Annotated in this window: 12 protein-coding genes and 3 pseudogenes; 2 read left to right on the forward strand and 13 right to left on the reverse strand. The window is 61.0% G+C overall.

Translation table 11 applies throughout. The annotated features are described in order from the left end of the window. Window positions 1–155: 155 nt before the first annotated feature. From ACCQ05_RS13220 to rpsF, 6 genes are all read right to left on the reverse strand, one after another. Window positions 156–560 carry a hypothetical protein gene (locus ACCQ05_RS13220; protein ID WP_372390790.1) on the reverse strand — a complete coding sequence of 135 codons (405 nt, stop codon included), beginning with the start codon at window positions 558–560 and terminating at the stop codon, window positions 156–158. Between the two features lie 8 nt (window positions 561–568). Next, window positions 569–1,303: a cell division protein ZipA gene (gene zipA, locus ACCQ05_RS13225; protein WP_372390792.1), complete on the reverse strand. Its 735-nt coding sequence runs from the start codon at window positions 1,301–1,303 to the stop codon at window positions 569–571. Window positions 1,304–1,359: 56 nt separating this feature from the next. Further along, window positions 1,360–4,863: a chromosome segregation protein SMC gene (gene smc, locus ACCQ05_RS13230; protein ID WP_372390795.1), complete on the reverse strand. Its 3,504-nt coding sequence runs from the start codon at window positions 4,861–4,863 to the stop codon at window positions 1,360–1,362. Window positions 4,864–5,072: 209 nt separating this feature from the next. Next, a complete protein-coding gene (gene rplI / locus ACCQ05_RS13235) occupies window positions 5,073–5,522 on the reverse strand; it encodes a 50S ribosomal protein L9 (RefSeq protein ID WP_372390797.1) in 450 nt (149 codons plus the stop codon). Between the two features lie 286 nt (window positions 5,523–5,808). After that, window positions 5,809–6,039: a 30S ribosomal protein S18 gene (gene rpsR, locus ACCQ05_RS13240; protein ID WP_002804494.1), complete on the reverse strand. Its 231-nt coding sequence runs from the start codon at window positions 6,037–6,039 to the stop codon at window positions 5,809–5,811. 11 nt (window positions 6,040–6,050) lie between these two features. After that, the gene (gene rpsF, locus ACCQ05_RS13245; protein WP_104540626.1) at window positions 6,051–6,482 is read right to left on the reverse strand and encodes a 30S ribosomal protein S6; all 432 of its coding nucleotides are present in this window, start codon (window positions 6,480–6,482) and stop codon (window positions 6,051–6,053) included. 738 nt (window positions 6,483–7,220) lie between these two features. Here rpsF and ACCQ05_RS13250 point away from each other — a divergent pair. Continuing rightward, window positions 7,221–7,514: pseudogene (locus ACCQ05_RS13250) on the forward strand (transposase); the annotation flags it as partial. 9 nt (window positions 7,515–7,523) lie between these two features. Here the strand turns inward: ACCQ05_RS13250 and ACCQ05_RS13255 are convergent. After that, window positions 7,524–7,628: pseudogene (locus ACCQ05_RS13255) on the reverse strand (IS5/IS1182 family transposase); the annotation flags it as partial. 1 nt (window position 7,629) lies between these two features. Between ACCQ05_RS13255 and ACCQ05_RS13260 the strand changes: the two are divergent. Beyond that, window positions 7,630–7,866 (forward strand): annotated as a pseudogene (locus ACCQ05_RS13260) (transposase); the annotation flags it as partial. Between the two features lie 367 nt (window positions 7,867–8,233). Here the strand turns inward: ACCQ05_RS13260 and ACCQ05_RS13265 are convergent. The 6 genes from ACCQ05_RS13265 to ACCQ05_RS13290 are packed head-to-tail and all read right to left on the reverse strand — an operon-like array spanning window position 8,234 to window position 14,812. Further along, the gene (locus ACCQ05_RS13265; RefSeq protein WP_228964079.1) at window positions 8,234–9,256 is read right to left on the reverse strand and encodes a 2-ketoarginine methyltransferase; all 1,023 of its coding nucleotides are present in this window, start codon (window positions 9,254–9,256) and stop codon (window positions 8,234–8,236) included. Beyond that, window positions 9,243–10,310, reverse strand: coding sequence for a pyridoxal phosphate-dependent aminotransferase (locus ACCQ05_RS13270; protein WP_372390799.1), 1,068 nt, complete (start codon window positions 10,308–10,310; stop codon window positions 9,243–9,245). Before ACCQ05_RS13270 ends, ACCQ05_RS13265 begins: the two co-directional genes overlap by 14 nt. A 35-nt stretch (window positions 10,311–10,345) precedes the next feature. Beyond that, window positions 10,346–11,590 carry an ABC transporter permease gene (locus tag ACCQ05_RS13275; RefSeq protein ID WP_228964077.1) on the reverse strand — a complete coding sequence of 415 codons (1,245 nt, stop codon included), beginning with the start codon at window positions 11,588–11,590 and terminating at the stop codon, window positions 10,346–10,348. An 18-nt stretch (window positions 11,591–11,608) separates the two neighbouring features. Next, complete coding sequence (locus ACCQ05_RS13280) at window positions 11,609–12,847, reverse strand: ABC transporter permease (RefSeq protein WP_228964076.1); 1,239 nt, start codon at window positions 12,845–12,847, stop codon at window positions 11,609–11,611. After that, a complete protein-coding gene (locus tag ACCQ05_RS13285; RefSeq protein ID WP_372390801.1) occupies window positions 12,844–13,566 on the reverse strand; it encodes an ABC transporter ATP-binding protein in 723 nt (240 codons plus the stop codon). The genes ACCQ05_RS13280 and ACCQ05_RS13285 overlap by 4 nt, the downstream gene beginning before the upstream one ends. 10 nt (window positions 13,567–13,576) lie before the next feature. Beyond that, window positions 13,577–14,812: an efflux RND transporter periplasmic adaptor subunit gene (locus ACCQ05_RS13290; RefSeq protein WP_372390803.1), complete on the reverse strand. Its 1,236-nt coding sequence runs from the start codon at window positions 14,810–14,812 to the stop codon at window positions 13,577–13,579. Window positions 14,813–14,901 lie beyond the last annotated feature (89 nt).

A 14,901-nucleotide genomic window follows, 5' to 3' on the forward strand; every position in this document is an offset into this window, starting at 1 on the left:
CGCCTCGAGAATCTGCCAGCGTCTGTAATGGCGAACGCGTCGCCACGCGCCGTCAGAATTGAATCACCGACTGCTCCGCTGCCACGCTCCCCACCCCCACCCTCACCCCAACCCCTGCTCCGCACCCCGGCCCGCGCGCTCCAAGGCCCGCGCGCCTACGGCGCGGGAGCCGTGCCTTCTCGCCCCGCAGGGAGAGGGGCTTTAGCGCGCAGCGTGCGCCGGATCCACAGATAGCTGATCACAAACGTCAGCAGCATCGAGCCGGCATTCCACAGCAGCAGTTCGCGCAGCATCGGTGGGCCGTGCAGGATGTGCATGTAGTAGCGGCGATCCAACAAGGCGATGGCGTGCGGCATGAACACGCTGACGAAGGGCGTTGGCACCGGCGCGACCATCACCGTGACCGCGGCCGCAAAGCCGCCTACCAGCCAGCGCGAATGCCGCGGGCGTTTGCGCAGGCGCGCGGCAATCCTCGTGAATATCCACAGCAGCGGCATCGCCAGGATCGCCCACAGCACCAACAGCAACGCCACCGCCAACACGCCCTGCAGGCTCGGCATGGCTCAACTCACCAGCGTGGCGACTTGGTCAGCGGCGGTGCCTGATGCTGGCGGTCGTAGGCGCGCAATTCGTCGCGGATATGCGCCACCCGCTGCCGGCCCAGCGCATTGCGGCCATCGTCCAGCACCACGCCATCCAGTAGCTCGGCCATGCGCTGCACGGTGGGCAGCATCTTTTCCCAGGCATCGAGCGCAGTCATCGGCGCCGGCAGGGTCAGGAAGAAGGCGATCGCCGGCGTCTGCATCTCGCGGATGTTGGCCATGTCGAAACTGCCGGGCTTGAGGATGCTGGCCATGCTGAAGATGGGTCCACGCTCGGGATGGCCCTCGACCAGGCGGTGGAACACATTCATGTGGCCGAACACCAGCCCGGTCTTTTCGGCGGCCACCACCACGTCTTCGCCGCGCAGGATCTGGCCGGCCTTGGCAGCGACGAACAGCGACACGATCTTGTCGAAATCCTGGTTCGGGCGCTTGCCGACATCGTTGCCGCCGGCGGCGTCCTGCGTATCCAGCGCCAGCTCGCTCTGTTCGGCACTGCGCTCGCTGCGTTCGGACGCTTCGCCCTCACTCCCTGCATCGCCGGAAATCACCGGCTCGCGGCGTTCGCGCGGTTGTCCCTCGTCCTTGTCCACCCGGCGCCCCTGTGGCGACTTCTTCGGGCGGCCGAACAGGAAGATGGCTGCGACCAGCAGCAGCCCGGCGATCAGGATGCCGATCCGGATCATGGCCATGTCGGACATTCAGCGTGCCTCCGCAGTAAAGTGACAGGTGTCGTCATTCCGACAAGCATGGCACGTCATGCCGCACCCGCCAAACGCGCGGCCTCTTCCAGGTCCACGCTGACCAGGCGGCTGACGCCCGGCTCGCGCATGGTCACGCCGGATAGCTGACGCGCGGCTTCCATCGTGGCCTTGTTATGGCTGACGAACAGGAACTGCACCTTCTCGCTCATCTCGCGCACCATGTTGGCCAAGCGGCCGACATTGGCCTCGTCCAGCGGCGCATCCACCTCGTCCAGCAGGCAGAACGGTGCGGGATTGAGTTGGAAGATCGCAAATACCAGCGCCACCGCGGTCATCGCCTTCTCGCCGCCGGACAGCAGCGAGATGCTGGACACGCGCTTGCCGGGCGGGCGCGCCATGATGGTCACGCCGGTATCGAGCAGGTCCTCGCCGGTGAGTTCCAGGTATGCGTGGCCACCGCCGAACAGGCGCGGATACAGCGCCTGCACACCGGAATTGACGCGGTCGAAGGTGTCCTTGAAGCGGCCGCGGGTCTCACGGTCGATCTTGCGGATGGCTTCCTCCAGCGTTTCCAGCGCGGTGTTGAGGTCCAGGTTCTGCGCGTCCAGGTATTCCGAACGCTGCGCAGCTTCGCCGTATTCCTGGATCGCCGCCAGATTCACCGGCTCCAGGCGGCGCATGCGGCCATCGATCTGGTTCACCGCCGCTTCCCACTCGGCGGCGTTGGCCGCTTCGGGCAGGCCGTTGACCACGTCCTCGAGCACGAAGCCGGCCTTGACCACGGCAGCAGAGAGCTGCTCGGCGTTGAGCACCAGCGCCTGTTGATCGAGCTTGCGCTGGTTGATGCGCTCGCGCTGCGCCAGCGCCTGCTCATCACGCTGCTGGCGGGTCTGCTCGAAGCTGCGCAGCTCGCCATCGATGCTGTCCAGCAGCGTGCGCGTCTCGCCGAGCACGCGCTCGGTGCGCACACGCTCGCTCAAGGCGGCCTGGTGTTCGTGTTCCAGCGTTTCCACCGGGGAATCGCCCTCGCTGAGCTGGGCCACCAGGTCTTCCAGGCGCGTGTCGAGCTGGCCGCGCTGGCTGTCCATGCGCTCCAGGGTCTGGCTGAGCGAGGCGATCTGGGTGCGCTGGGATTCCAGCGTGAGCGCCAGCGCATGCATCGCATCGCGCACGCCGCGTGCGGCATCGCGCGCCTGATCGCGTGCATCGGTGAGCTGGCGGCGCTCGTTTTCCAGCGCCTGCCGCGTGCCCTGCAGGTCGCCCATCAAGGTGACCGCATCCTCGAGTTTCGCACGTGCCTCGCGGGCTTGTTCGCGGCTGGTGTCCAGCGTTTCCAGCAGCTGCGACAACTCGGTTTCGATGCGCTCGATGCGCGTGCGCGCTGCATCGACCTTGCCCTGCTGGCTCTGCAACTGGCCGGCCAGTTCGGAGACGCTGCGGTGGGCCATGTACAACTGGCGCTGCGCATCTTCGCGCTGCTGCTCGGCCGCCAGCGACTGCTCGCGGAAGCCGGCAAGCCGGTGTTCCAGATCGGCCTCGCGCTCCTGCAGGGTTTCGATCTGGGTGCGCAGCTCCTGGATTTCGCGCTCGCGCAGCAGCGCGCCTTGTTTGGCCGCGCCCGAGCGCGACACGCGCACCCAGCCTTCGCCCAGGCGTTCGCCATTGCGGGTGATGACCGAGTCGCCCTCCGGCAGGCCGGGTTGCAATGCACGTGCGGCGTCCAGATCCTCGGCGGCGTGCAGGCGCGCCAGCAGGCGGCGGATCGCGATCGGCCCCTGTACCTTGGCGGCCAACGAGGTCGGCGCAAAGCTGGCGCTGTCGGTGGCACTGGACACCAGCGCAATGCGGCCCTCGCCCAGCTCGCCCAACGCATCGACCAGCTGCTCGGGCGCCTCCACCAGCACGCCTTCGATCAACTGCCCCAGCGCGCTTTCGACGGTGTTTTCCCAGCCGCTTTCCACCGTGATGCGTTCGCCTACGCGCGCCGCCGAATCCAGCCCGCGCGCCTTCAACCATGCCACTGCCGCGCCCTGCTCCTGGCCCAGCGCAGCCTGCTGCAGGGTTTCCAGCGAAGACAGCCGGCCACGCGCGGCCTGCGCCTGCTTGCGGACCTCGGCCAGCTCGCCCTGGCTGGCGCGTTGCTGGTCCTGCAGCGAGGCCAGCGCGTGCTTGCGCGCTTCCACCTGCTCGTTCAATCCATCCAGCGAGGTCTTTTGCGTTTCGTGGCGCAACTCGATCTGCTCGAACGCCTCGGCCAGCGCGTCCAGGTCCAGCCCGGCGCGTTCGTTGACCAGCGCTTCGCGGCGGCGCTCGGCCTCCAGCGACTGGCGGTCCAGATAATCGACGCGGGTGCGCTCCACTTCCCCGGCCCGCGAGGCCTCGCCGGTGTCGCGGTTATGGGTTTCCCAGCGTTGCTGCCAGTCGGCCAGCCGCGCTTCGGCCTCGCGCAGGGCTTCCTGACGGAATTCGTGGTCTTCGCGCAGCTGTTCCAGTTGCGGCTCGGCATCGGCCACCGCCTCGCGCAGGACGCTCAGCTTCGCCGAGTCGCCGCTGATGTGCTGGGTCAGCTCCTGCAGCTGGCTCTGCGCCTCGTCGCGCGCCTTGTGCAGGCGATGGGAGAGTTCACGCTGGTGCTGGATCTGCTGCTCGATCCGCGCCAGCGCGCTGCCCACCTGGTAGACATCGGCCTGCGCCTTGGCCACCGCCTCGGCGGCCTCCTCGCGGCGCACGCGTCCGGTTTCGATGCGCGCCTCGGCATCGCGCTGGTCGGCGATCAGTTGCTGCAGGCGCGTCTCTTCCTGGTTCAATTTCTCGCGCAGGCCTTGCAGCTGACCATCCAGGCCGCGGTACTCCAGCGCCTTCCACTCGGCATCCTTGATCCGGCGCTCTTCCTGCAAGGCCTGGTACTGCTCGGCCTGGCGCGCCTGACGCTGCAGATGCGCCAGCTGCTTGGTGATTTCCTCGCGCAGGTCGCCCAGGCGGTCGAGGTTTTCGCGGGTGTGGCGGATGCGGGTTTCGGTTTCCTTGCGGCGCTCCTTGTACTTGGAAATGCCGGCGGCTTCTTCCAGGTACACGCGCAGATCCTCCGGGCGCGCCTCGATGATCTGGCTGATCATGCCCTGCTCGATGATCGAGTAGCTGCGCGGCCCAAGACCGGTGCCCAGGAACAGGTCGGTGATGTCGCGGCGGCGGCACTTGGTGCCGTTGAGGTAATAGGCGCTGTTGCCGTCGCGGCTGACCAGGCGCTTGACCGAGATCTCGTTGAACGAGGCGAACTCGCCACTGATGGTGTGATCGGAGTTGTCGAAGATCAGCTCCACCGTCGCCTGCGACACCGGCTTGCGCGCCGAGGAGCCGGAGAAGATCACATCGGTCAGCGAATCGCCACGCAGGCGGCTGGCCGAGCTCTCGCCCATCACCCAGCGCACCGCATCGATGATGTTGGACTTGCCGCAGCCATTGGGACCGACGATGCCGGTCATGTTGGTGGGCAGGTGCAAGGTCGTCGGGTCGACGAACGACTTGAAACCGGACAGCTTGATCGTGGACAGGCGCATGGACGGCTGGGTTCCGGGCACCGCGCGGACATGGCCGGCAGGCGCGTTTCCTGTGGAGCCAGCACCTAAACCCTTGATCGAGAAGATCTGCGGGCCGTGGAACCGGCAATGGGGCATGAGTATAACGGGCGTCGCCACCGCACTGCGGCCGGCCTAAAAGACGAAGGGCGCCTAACAAGGCGCCCTTCGGGTACTGCGTGCGGCGTGGATCAGGCGTCGGATTCGACGATGACCTTGACCGAGGTTTCCACATCGGCGTGCAGGTGCAGCACAACGTCGTACTCGCCGACATTGCGGAATGCGCCTTCGCCCAGGATCACTTCGCTCTTTTCCAGCGGCAGGCCGGCGGCGGTGAACGCCTCGGCGATGTCGCGCGGGCCGACCGAACCGTACAGCTTGCCTTCGGTCGATGCATGCGCACCGATGGTGACGCTGGCGCCTTCGAACTTGGCGGCGCGGCTCTGTGCGTCGGCCAGGATGCTGTTGGCCTTGGCTTCGTACTCGGCGCGCTTGGTTTCGAACGCTTCGACGTTGGCGGCGGTGGCCGGCACGGCCTTGCCCTGCGGCACGAGGAAGTTGCGGCCGTAGCCCGGCTTGACGCTGACCTTGTCGCCCAGGTTGCCCAGGTTGGTCACTTTCTGCAGAAGAATCAGATCCATGGTGGTACTCCGTTATTCGTTAGCGCCGGCACATGGGCTGGCGCAACGGGTGCTGTCCGAAAAGACGGGATTCGGGAATCGGGATTTGGGAATCGCAAGAGCGCGATCAACACCCCATCCCGCATAACCGACCTCTATCCATTAATAACCCGCACATGGATGTGCGGGCTTTTGTGAGGGACTCACATACATCCGTGCGGGCTTTTGTGAGGGACTCACATATATCCGTGCGGGCTTTTGTGAGGGATTCACATACAACCGTGCGGGCTCTTCCGAGGGACTCGGATCAAACGTCGTGATTGTCCGTGTACGGGATCAGCGCCAAGAAACGAGCGCGCTTGACGGCCGTGGCCAGCTGGCGCTGGTACTTGGACTTGGTACCGGTTACGCGACTCGGCACGATCTTGCCGTTCTCGGTGAGGTACTGACGCAGGGTGTTGAGATCCTTGTAGTCGATCTCCTTGACACCCTCGGCGGTGAACTTGCAGAACTTGCGACGACGGAAGAACTTGGACATGACAGCGCTCCTTAAGCGGCTTCGGCGTTGTCGCCGTCGGTATCGTTGGCGGCGGGGGCATCGCCCTCTTCGTCGTCGCGACGACGACGCTCGCTACGCTCGGGCTTGTCGCCCTTCTCGTCCTTGCTCTTCATGATCAGCGACTGCTCGGTGTCGGCGCCATCGCGCTTGACGACCAGGTGGCGCAGCACCGCATCGTTGAAGCGGAAACTTTCCACCAGCTCGCTCAGCACGGCCTGGTCGACTTCGATGTTGAGCAGCACGTAGTGCGCCTTCACCAGGTTCTGGATCGGATAGGCCAGCTGGCGGCGGCCCCAGTCTTCCAGACGGTGGATGGTGCCGTTACCGCCCTCGATCAGCGACTTGTAGCGCTCGATCATGGCCGGGACCTGTTCGCTCTGGTCCGGATGGACCAGGAACACGACTTCGTAATGACGACTCATGTTGTTTTACCTTTCGGATGTGGCCACGTGGGCCGGACAGCTCCCCGCAAGTCCGCGCAAGCGGCCGGTGGAGCAAGGGTTCCCGCCCGAGACCGGGCAGGAAGCGGGAAAGTATGGCAGTTCAGGCGCTTAGCCGCAACCGGCCGCCCAGCAAGGACATTCCAAAGCCCCTCTCCCGCCGGGAGAGGGGTTGGGGTGAGGGTGCGGAGGCGAAGCCCTAGCGACTGTCCACCGCGCTTGGCTTGGCCTGGCTTCGCCCCGCACCCTCTTCCGCCCCTTCGGGGCACCTTCTCCTCCATGAAGGAGGACAATGTCCCGAGGGGAGAAGGAAGCAAGCGATCGCGCAATGCTAAGCCCCTTCTCCCGCCGGAGAGGGGCTGGGGTGAGGGTATGGAGGCCACGCCTTCAATACATCCACCAACCCGAGACTTATCAACAACGCAAGGCGTCGCCCGTGCCCTCATCCGCCCTGCGGAGACTTTCTCCCGGAGGGAGAATGCAGCAGATCAGCGGCGCTCGGCTTCGGTGGTAAAGCTTTCACCACCTCAGCATCCGTCATTTATTGCAATTAAATCAGGCCCTCAGAAGGGCCAAGTCCAGTCGGCACCCCTTACGCCGTTAACGCATCCCTGGTTTGGGGTACATGGGGAATTTGGGCCGCCATTTCGGTATGCCAAGCATGTCGTACTGCACCAACAGGCCTCCGGCCACGCCTATTAGGTTATTGGGACGAATGGGCACCACCTGCCGGCCATGGAGCGCTGTGCAGCCGACGTCCCGCCGCCGCAGACCAACGAGCCACAGGAACGGATGCTGCATCGGCTGAGCACGCGTGCCGGCCGGGCGCTGTACGGCCTGCGCAAGCAAACGGCCGAGCCGCTGTTCGGGATCATCAAGCGGATGATGGACTGGCGGCAGCTGAGCCTGCGCGGGCTGGCCAAGGCGCAGAACGAATGGAGCCTGGTGACGATGGAATGGAACATCAAGCGGCTACATATGCTAGACCTGTTTACGGATACGGAATACAACTAGGGCGCGTCATCAATTGAGCAGGATGACCGATGCGATCCAATAGATCGCTCCAAGGAAGTTGCGGGCCATCTTGTCGTATCGGGTAGCGATGGCCCGGTATTGCTTGAGTTTGGCCGAAGCCGCGCAGGAGGAAGGCATCGAACTGCACGTCGTCAAACTGCCGGAGGCCAAGAAAGGCTTTGTATTGCTACCGCGCCGCTGGGTCGTGGAGCGCAGCTTCGGTTGGGTCAATCGGTTCCGACACCTGGCTCGTGATTACGAACGCCTAACGGAAACCCTGGCCGGACTCCATTTCGTCGTCTTCTCCATTCTTATGCTTGGAAATGCCGCGTCTCTATTTCAAAGTTCATAGCTCGCTCTAGGCGGCCCGAGGCCACCAGAAGTATGCCGCAAATGCGCAGGAATCGACAGGCTGGAACATCAATGTCCAGTGTTTGGTAACGAACGATGTCGCATATTTGGTTCGACGCCTACACGCGTGACCCGTATGTCCACCTCGTCCGACACCGCGTCGATTACGACGTTCTGTTGCAGGCAAACCTGGCGCGCGTGTTCGGTAAGCGCGACGCAGCACAGCATCTCAAAGCGATTCCCGACCTCAATTGTTTGAAATAATGCATCTCCTGAGAGCTCCCGGCGTGAACGTACGATCTCAGCCGGGAAGAGATGGAGGCGGAGGACGGCCGGCTCCAACTCCAGACTATCTACCAGACGGAAACTCAGGCCGTCAACAAATACCCCACTTCCAGGCCTGTCGAGTCGACGTTCGAGCTGGTGGTGTCCTTTGCGCTCACCGCGTATCCCGCATCGTTAAAGATGCTTTCCCATTCACTCGGGGTCAGCAATTTCTGGTTCGTGAAGTAGTGCAGGAGGTAGTAAGGGTTGTAATAGGCCTTGGCGAGGCCGTGCTGCATGATGCCGGGTGTCGCGATCTGATCGTCAACCTCGATCACAGCAATGGCCGATTTCGGGCAGCTCTTGCGGATGGTTGAAAGAAAACGGACCACCTCTTCCCGCCCGCGCTGACCCATGATTTCGTGCAAGACGAAACCGAGGATGAACAAGTCGGGCTTGTTTTCAGAAGGCCTCGTGACCCACTCTGCCGCGTCCGCACAAATGATCTCCACTCGATCACTCATGCTGCGGGATGCAATGTATTCCCGGGCGACCACGCAGCTGCTTTCATTGGGTTCGATGCCGATGGTCTTGATGCCGGCAAAATATTCACAGAACTCGATGAGATACATGCCATTACCGCAGCCCATGTCGCAGATGGTCGCGGGAGGAGAACTCATTTTTTGAATCAACTTCTTGGTGAGTGGAAAAGCGTCGTAGTGGCTGATTCCGCAACTCCCCACTCCAACACTGACGATCTCTCTTCGAGCCACTCCGGAGCCGGACTTCAATTTTTCTCCGATCTCGAGAAAGGTGCCACCGTAGCCGCCAACGAGCATCGTGTACCAGGCTCGAAACTGCTCCAGATCCCTGCCCCTTTTGCTCAGCTCGAAAAGCTCACCTTCCCGAACCAGGATGTTCTCGTTGACGAGATACATCAGGAATCCGTAGACCCGCGCCCTGTCAAGCCCGATCTCGTCAGAGATTCCATTAACGCAGGATTTCCTGGAGCGCAGTACATCATATATTCCACTCGAGAAGAGATGGTGGATGCTGCTTGCCAGAACGAACTGTCGGATAGGCTGGATTCCCTCGACTAGCTTAGATTCAAAATCATTTGCGATCATATTTGCGTAACTCAGAATTGTTGCGGAATTGATTGGAAAGCGGACTCCACTCGGGCCCACGCAAATGGGCCCCGGCTTCGAACGCGTTGTGAATTCCTGCGATGGCGGAGATCAGCCGCTCATTCTGGCTCTTGAGGCCGATGGAAACTCGTAGATAGTCCGGCAACCCGAGTGGCCCTGCATCCTTGACCAGGATGTTTTCCTCCTTAAGTCGTTCCTGATAGGAACGGCCATTTGTCTGGATCAGGAGGAAATTTGTTTCCGTGTTTCTGACACCTAAGCCGACGGCTTCGAGCTCTCGAAACATCCGGTTCCTTTCCTCCACGTCGGCACAGGCGCGTTCCATGAAGAAAGCCTCGTTCTTGAGGGCGCTTTCAATGAGCGCCAGCGATACGGTGCCCAATGCACAGTAACCTCCCAATTCCCTCAGCCCAGCGATCTCTTGCCCGGGCCCCACCACGACTCCCAGCCTGAATCCGGCCAGTCCATAAGCCTTCGATAGGGAATGATAGGTGAGCTGATTCTTCTCCAACGGCGACAGGTTATTCCATTGTGAGTAATGCCGGTAGGTGCGATCGAGAAACAGGATTCCGCACGCGCTGCGGATTTCTTCGAGATCGCGCTGACACACAGTATTGCCCGTCGGGTTGGATGGATTGGCGATCAGGACCACATCCGACTTGCAGAACTTCTTGATGTCGTTCCGATCGATCGTAAAATCATCGGGACGCAATGTAATGGTCAAAGTATTGGCCGCAAACAACTTGAGCCGCTGCCAATACCCATCGAAGCCGGGCTTCATGTAAACGAAGCGCATATGCCTGAAATGGTGCGCCATCCGATCGACGCAATCATCGACTCCATTCGTGAAGAGAACGTTCTCAGGTTCTACGCCGTAGAAGTTCGCCGCAAACGCGGTGACTTGCTGCTCGTATCCGATTGGATATCGGGAACTCGCGGCCAATGCGCCTTGAATGTCGTCCAGTAGAAATCGTGGCATCTCGTGCGGAGATTCATTCAGGTGATGTCGAGATGCCGAATTCATGAGCGTCATCATTTTGCTCCCCAATTCTTTTTGGTCTTCGCGAGTCATTCGTAGCGCAACGATTCGATCGGATTCAGGCGCGATGCTTTTCGCGCCGGTATCACGCCGAACGTCAGGCCGACGAGACTGCAGAAAATCATTCCGTAAAAAGCCCAGGCCAACGGTACGGTAGCCTTGAGCGAGGTGATCAACGCCAACACATATCCGAGACCGAAGCCGATCGCGATGCCAATCACGCCGCCGATATTGCAGAGCACCGCCGCTTCGAACAGAAACTGTCGCAGCACGTCTTTGCGCCTGGCGCCGAGCGCCATGCGGATGCCGATTTCTCGGGTGCGCTCGGTCACCGACACCAACATGATGTTCATGATCCCGACGCCGGCGACCAGCAACGAGACGGTGCCGATGACGAACGCGCCCACCTTGAGCCCGGCGGTGATCTTGTTGAAATTCTCGATGGCGCTTTGATTGGTGAAGTAATAGAAATTATCGTCGTCGTGTGGCTTCAAATGACGAAGGCGTCGCAGGGTCATTCGCACTTCTTCGATTGCATCCAAGAGCACTTCCGGACTCCTCGCGTGCAAAGTGACATTGACCGAGCGCGGCACACCCTGGGAGTCATAGTTGCCGTAGACGCTGGTGAACGCCGATATCGGAATCAGCGCCATGGCCTCGAAGCGACTACTGAACGCCGACACCTTTTCCGTGAAGACTCCGATGACTTCGTACTTCTGCCCATCCATCAGAATTTTCTTTCCGATCGGATCGACGTACGGGAAGAGTTCATTCGCGAGCGCGTGGCCCAGCACCACGACTTTTCGTCCCGCCATCAGGTCGACGCGGGAAAGATTTCGACCCGACTCGATCGCATGTGCGTTGACGTCGGAATATTCCGGTGTCCCGCCGCAGATGAAGACGCTGGCCTCCGCGGAGCTTCCATTGTAGGAAGCGCTGCTGCCGTCCTCCCAGAGTTCGACGCCGACGGCGTCGATCAGCCTAGCGTTCTCACGAATGGCCTGGGCTTCGGATTGAGTGACGGCGGGCCAGTATTTGGAGGCAGCCAACTGCTCTTCGCTCGCGAAACCCTTCGGCAGTCTTTGCAGCCGGAACGTTTGCGCTCCGAAAACCGTCATCTCGGTCTCGATGGATCTCTGGATCGCGGCAACGGCTGTCATCACCGCGATGATCGAGGCAACACCCAAGATGACGCCAACCAACGTCAGCGATGAGCGCAGCTTGTTGTCACGGATCGCATTCAGCGCCATGAACAGGGTCTCAGAAATTTGCATTAGTCAGCTCCGCGAAGTTCATTCGTAACGCAACGCCTCAATTGGATTCAAACGTGCGCCCTGTATCGCAGGTAGCAACCCAGAGCAGACGCCGACCAGAGTGGCGATGAGCAAGGAACTGAGAAAAACTGCCGGCGACAAACTGACGGGCATGGTGGGTTCGTTGGCCAGTTGGGCAATTCCCCAGGAAAACCCTGTGCCGATCAATCCACCGAACAAACAGATCAATGCCGACTCGAACAGGAACTGCAGCAATATGCTGCGCCGCTTCGCGCCGATGGATTTGCGGATGCCGATTTCCCTGGTACGTTCCTTCACCGAGACGAACATGATGTTCATCACGCCGACTCCGCCAACGAACAGCGCGATGCCCGTGATGAGCGATCCCACCAGTACAACGACGCCGACCGTGTCGTTGTACGACGTGAGGAGAGAGTCCAACGTGCTGATGGAGAAGTCATCCGGCTGACCGGGACGCAGGCCTCGAATCCTGCGCATCGCATCGGTCACTTCGTACTGAAAATCGTCGATCGATTCGAGTGAGGGCGCCTTGACGGCGATGTCGACGTTCGCGCGACCGGACGGATTACCGAACACTTTCTCGAACGTGGTGATCGGGATGTAGATCTGACGGTCGAAGTCCGGACCGTCGAAGAAGCCGTTGGTCCGCTTGTCCATGACGCCGATGACGCGGAAATGCTTTTCGCCAATCTGAAATGTTTTGCCGAGGGGCTCGATACTTCCGAACAATCCTTCAGCCACAGTGGCGCCCAGCACCGCAACGTCGAACTTGTTCTGCTCGTCGAACGGCAGGAGAAAACGTCCGCGCTCCGGTATCAGATCGGAGAGCTGGCTCTCTTTGTCCGTCGTACCGATGACCGTGATTCCGGTCATCTTGCTGGCGAGAAACCTAGCGGGTTGGTCGATGCTGATACTCGGCACCACGATGGCCCTGCCCTGGAGACGAGTCGCCAGAGCGCGACTCTGATGCAGGTCCAGATTTCGCCGGGTCCGATATTGCGCGCCAGAACTCAGATCGACCCAGGGAGTTCTGGACACGTAAAGAACGTCTGCACCGCCGGAAGCGAACGACTGCCGGAATACGTTCTGCATGGTGTTGGCCGCGATCATGGTCGTGGTGACAGCCACGATGCCAATGATGACGCCCAACGCGGTCAACGCACCGCGTAACTTGTTGGCGATGACCGCGCTCCATGCGATCCTGGCGGCCTCGGCGATGTCGATTTGCACCTTCACGACTGCGCTCGCCTGCAGTCACTTTCGATCAATCCGTCCTTCAGGCGCACCACACGCTGGGCATGCGCGGCGATGTCCTCTTCGTGGGTAACGACGACGATGGTGTTTCCCTGGCGGTGCAAGGCATCGAACAGCGCCATGATTTCTTCGCTGGTCGTGCTGTCCAGATTTCCGGTCGGCTCATCCGCCAAAATCAATGAAGGCTTGCACACGAGCGCCCGTGCAATCGCCACGCGTTGCCGCTGACCGCCAGATAGTTCGTTCGGTTTGTGCTTCATCCGGTCGCGAAGACCGACTGACTCTATCGCGCTTTCCGCGAGAACCCGTCGCTCCGCTTTGGACACCCCCTTGTAGATCAGCGGCAGTTCGACATTCTTGAAGACGGAAATTCGCGGCACGAGATTGAACGTCTGGAATACGAAGCCGATCTTCCTGTTGCGGATTTCAGCCAGCGCATCGTCGTTCAACTTGCCTACCATCTGCCCGTCTAGCTGATAGCTGCCCGACGTCGGCACATCCAGGCAGCCGATCATATTCATGAGCGTGGATTTTCCCGAGCCCGACGAGCCCATGATGGCGATGTACTCGTTGTTGTTGACGCGCAGCGAGACACCGCGCAGCGCCTGAACGGTCTCACCGCCCAGTTGATACGACTTGATCACGTTGTCGATCTGCAGCAGCGCCTGCTGTGCGTCTACCATGTTGGCGTCCGTAGTCATCTGCGTGGTTTCAGGAGCCCGCCACTAAGCCTTTCTCGGTGACCTCGACGGCATCGCCGTCATTCAAGTCACGAGTGATCGCTCGGTAACTTCCCGAAACCACGTTTTCACCTTCTTTCAACCCATCGAGAATCTCGATTCGATCCTCGTTCTGGATGCCGACCTTCACCTGACGAGCGACGGCCCTGCCGTTTTCCACGAGATACACGAGCTGCACGTAGCCATCCGTGTCGACGATGGGCTTGCTACCCACGGATTTGCTGTCGATCTGCCGCCATTGCGCCACCGGCCGCAAGGTCACCGATTGAATCGGTACGCTCAGCGCGGACTGCCGCGTATCCGTCAGAATGTTGGCGTTGACCGTCATTCCCGGTCGCACCTGACCACCGCCCTCGGTAATCGCCACCTTCACGCGGTATTCTGTCTTCTGCAGTACTTCGCCTTGATCAGCCAAGCGCGCGCTTGACGCGACCTCTGCCACACGGCCCACGATCACGGCTCCTGTAAGCGCGTCAACCGAGAGCGTGGCGGGCTGGCCAATCTTCACCTTCTTGATGTCGTTCTCGTCGACGTTCACCGTGGCTTCCATCTGGCCCAGATCGGCGATGATCATGATGACGTCTTCCTGGAACTGCGAACCGATCACGATCTCCCCCGCCTCTCGCCTCAACACACTGACGGTGCCGGAAATGGGCGAAAAGAGGCGCGTCTGGGCCAGGTCGTAGTTGGTTTGCTCGAGCTCACCCGTCGCTTTTCTGATTTGCTCCACGGCAGACGAATAGCTGGCCGCTTCCACTTCGTAAGCGCTCGTAGAGGAATCCAAAGCATCGCGGGATACCAACTGCCGCGCGAACATAAGCTTGTCGCGTTCGAGTCGACTCTCGGCGAGCTTCCTTTTAGCCAGAGCGAGCCTGGCTTCATCCTGGGCGACATTCAGTAACGCTTCCTGGCTCGCCAGACTGGCCGCGCGTCGCGTGTTGTCCAGTTCGACCAGCAGTTGATCCTTCTCCACCTGATCGCCTTCCTTGACGTGCAAACGCGTGATCCTCGCGCTGATGTCGGCGCTGATCTTCACTTGAATGGATGACTGGATTTTTCCCGTCGCACGGACCCTCTGCTCGATGGTTGCCCTTTGAGCCGGCTCCACCTGGACCGGAAGCGCATCCTCTTTGTTGATGCTTTTCCCCAATACAACCAGGCTGAGGCCGACGATCAGGACAACAGCAACGATGACTAGTTTCTTCATGATTAGCACATCGGTAATTGGGAAAAATTGTTCATGGCGAAGACTCTTGGCCCAAGCGACATGGGATCAGTCGAGGATGTTTAAACCGG

Source organism: Xanthomonas sp. NCPPB 3582, from assembly GCF_041475735.2.
Taxonomy (GTDB): domain Bacteria; phylum Pseudomonadota; class Gammaproteobacteria; order Xanthomonadales; family Xanthomonadaceae; genus Xanthomonas; species Xanthomonas codiaei.